Annotated in this window: 2 protein-coding genes; both read left to right on the top strand. The window is 43.2% G+C overall.

Going from position 1 to position 2,405, the window contains the following annotated elements; genetic code table 11:
- Window positions 1-281 precede the first annotated feature (281 nt).
- Window positions 282-710 (top strand): hypothetical protein, encoded by a 429-nt coding sequence (locus tag ACEW9J_RS04570; RefSeq protein WP_373543956.1) that lies wholly within the window; start codon window positions 282-284, stop codon window positions 708-710.
- Window positions 711-712: 2 nt separating this feature from the next.
- A complete protein-coding gene (locus ACEW9J_RS04565) occupies window positions 713-1,489 on the top strand; it encodes a hypothetical protein (protein WP_373543955.1) in 777 nt (258 codons plus the stop codon).
- Window positions 1,490-2,405: the final 916 nt, after the last annotated feature.

The following is a 2,405-nucleotide window of genomic DNA, read 5'->3' as shown; positions in this document are numbered from 1 at the left end:
ACTGCACGATATGACTGATACCGAAATTATTAACTCATACAATACTTTGTTGGAGCAACAACCTCATGCAAACTGCAATAGTTAAATATCAAATCGGATCTTACAGTGGAAAGATGAATGTCTTAGTAGATGAAAACAATCCAAAGGATGGTGTCATTGAAAAAGCAAACGCTTTTGTCTGAATGAAGTCCAACTATAGATTCATAGCTAATCCAAGCACACCATAAGCTGTCAGCGCGTTAACGTGCTGGCAGTTTTGTTTATCCTCCAAACCAAAAATTATGTCTAGAACCAAACAAGTAGATTGGGCAATCTGCCGGAATTTACCTACTCGAATCTATCGCAATCTTTTAAACCACAAAATGAGCTTACAACAGCAAATTAATAAAAGCTGGTTAGTCATCGGTCATGTAACTGATGTAGTCATTAAGTTGCCTCAATTCTATGTCTCCGAGCCAGGACGACAAAGAGTGATTGCGAGCGATCGAAAGAATGTCCACGCCTATTCGATCGGAATTTTACTCGATCCTTCCTCCGTATCGATTCCCCATGCCGAGCTTCGAGAAATTTATTATTGCCCGTATTCTCAGCCTTACTTTACTTGGAAAGATAGCAATGAGCGTTTATCATCTGCTCACTTCTTAGTTGTAAGTGATAACCGAGTATTTTGCACTGTCGATCGCCAACAACCTCAACTATCTCTATTCTAACCATGCAGCACTTCTACAGCGGCTGGCATCAAATTAATAGCGGGAAAAGTGGTACTAAGCACTTTCCCCGCTGCTTAGTTTCTGCCCCTAGATTGCAATCGCGTCGCAGTTTATTCCCAATTCAAAACTGGATCTTAGACTGTGGTACATATTCAAGGTTCCATTCACACGGTCAACATTTACCGATCGATATCTATGCCACCCTTGTCAAAACTTGGCAGCATCACGGCTGCTTGGATGCTTGGGTGAGCCAAGATTGGTTGTGCCATCGATCGATCCTCAAAATCACGAACATGTCAATTTACCAGCATCAACAGTTGACTATAGATCGCTACGATCGACTTCTCGCTCACAATCTGCTAACTTACCTGATGCCAGTTTTACAAGGCGATCGACCGACCGCCTTGGCGGCGCGCTTCGCGTTCGACTATGTTTGCCATCTCGAAGATTATGGCAAGCGTCTAGCTCAGGGTCAATGGGTAGGAGTGGGCAACATCGCCCACCTGCCGCCACAGCAAATCGCCCAAATCTTACTTCAGATTAAGTCGGTACGCCCCGATCTGCGATTACATGGCTTCGGCATTAAGTCTCGCGCTCTAACAAAGCCACTGATTTGGGACTTGCTGTATTCTGCCGATAGTGCCGCTGCTGGGCTATCTCGTGGCAGGGGGAACATCAAATACTGCAACAGTAATAATCCTCTAACCGCCGTTGCTTATGCGGCTAATATCAGAGAGCCAAATCCAACGATTTTTCTACAAATAACTATTAGTAAATAGATAAATAGGAGAAATCGAAGTATATCTTGTCAAGCAATTCTTAACCATATACCGATGAATGCCAACAAATCATCGGTATATGGTTAGAGCGCGACCTCAATATGCGAAGCTTGCGCGCCGTCTTCGGCGGTCGCAGCAAAGCTTCAACTAAATGATGTTTAGTGGTGAAAATACCATGTACTTACCTGCTGTTGACGAAACCTTTACATCTATCCCTACGGATGTAGAAGAAATAATCGCACTCCAAGAACGTATCGACGATCTGAAATGGGAAAGAGCGTGTGAATTCGCACACGAAGAAGCTATGAAATGGCTTAACGAGCATAGCTTTTAGTTAAATGAGTGAGTAACCAATTGGTTACTCACTCATTTTTTCGGCACTAATCGATTTCAATACTCACTTTTTCTAACACTCATACTTATTGACGTTAGCACAGTCGTCTCATATCATTGAGGTATAATAAAACTTGCTGTAATATTCAGTATGCCCAGAAGAAAACAGAGATCGCCACAGAGAATCGAACTCGAACGTAGGATAGAAGCATTCCTGTATTGGAGTGTCTGTATCACGCTTCTGGTGCCAGGACTAATGCTTAGTGTCGTGTATTTTAATAAATCCATCACACACCACGATTTTATCTTTGCAGTCCGCCTCCAAACCATCTTATTCGCTACAGCTTTTTTCTGTTGCCCATTAACGCCGATACCGTCCTGGTTTCCATTAAAAATTTGGTACCGCTTCCTAGTCTTTGCAACTGGGCTTGTCGCTATAGAGTACCCCTGTTAAGGTGACAAAAGCATGACTAAGTAGGGCTTGCTGAATAAGTCTAGCGATCGAATCTAGCCGCCACACAACTTGCAAATCTTGAGGTTCTCGATCGATTTCTAAAATTATCCGCCGAGAACCCTTGCAGTG

The sequence above is a fragment of the Chamaesiphon sp. genome (assembly GCF_041737865.1).
In the GTDB taxonomy this organism is placed as follows: Bacteria; Cyanobacteriota; Cyanobacteriia; order Cyanobacteriales; family Chamaesiphonaceae; genus Chamaesiphon.
Note: the sequence above shows the minus strand (reverse complement) of the source record. Positions and strands in the feature narration are given on the sequence as shown.

Coding starts and splice junctions, on each gene's coding strand:
- ACEW9J_RS04570 (WP_373543956.1), top strand. CDS start 282: ATGTCTAGAACCAAACAAGTAGATTGGGCAATCTGCCGGAATTTACCT.
- ACEW9J_RS04565 (WP_373543955.1), top strand. CDS start 713: ATGCAGCACTTCTACAGCGGCTGGCATCAAATTAATAGCGGGAAAAGT.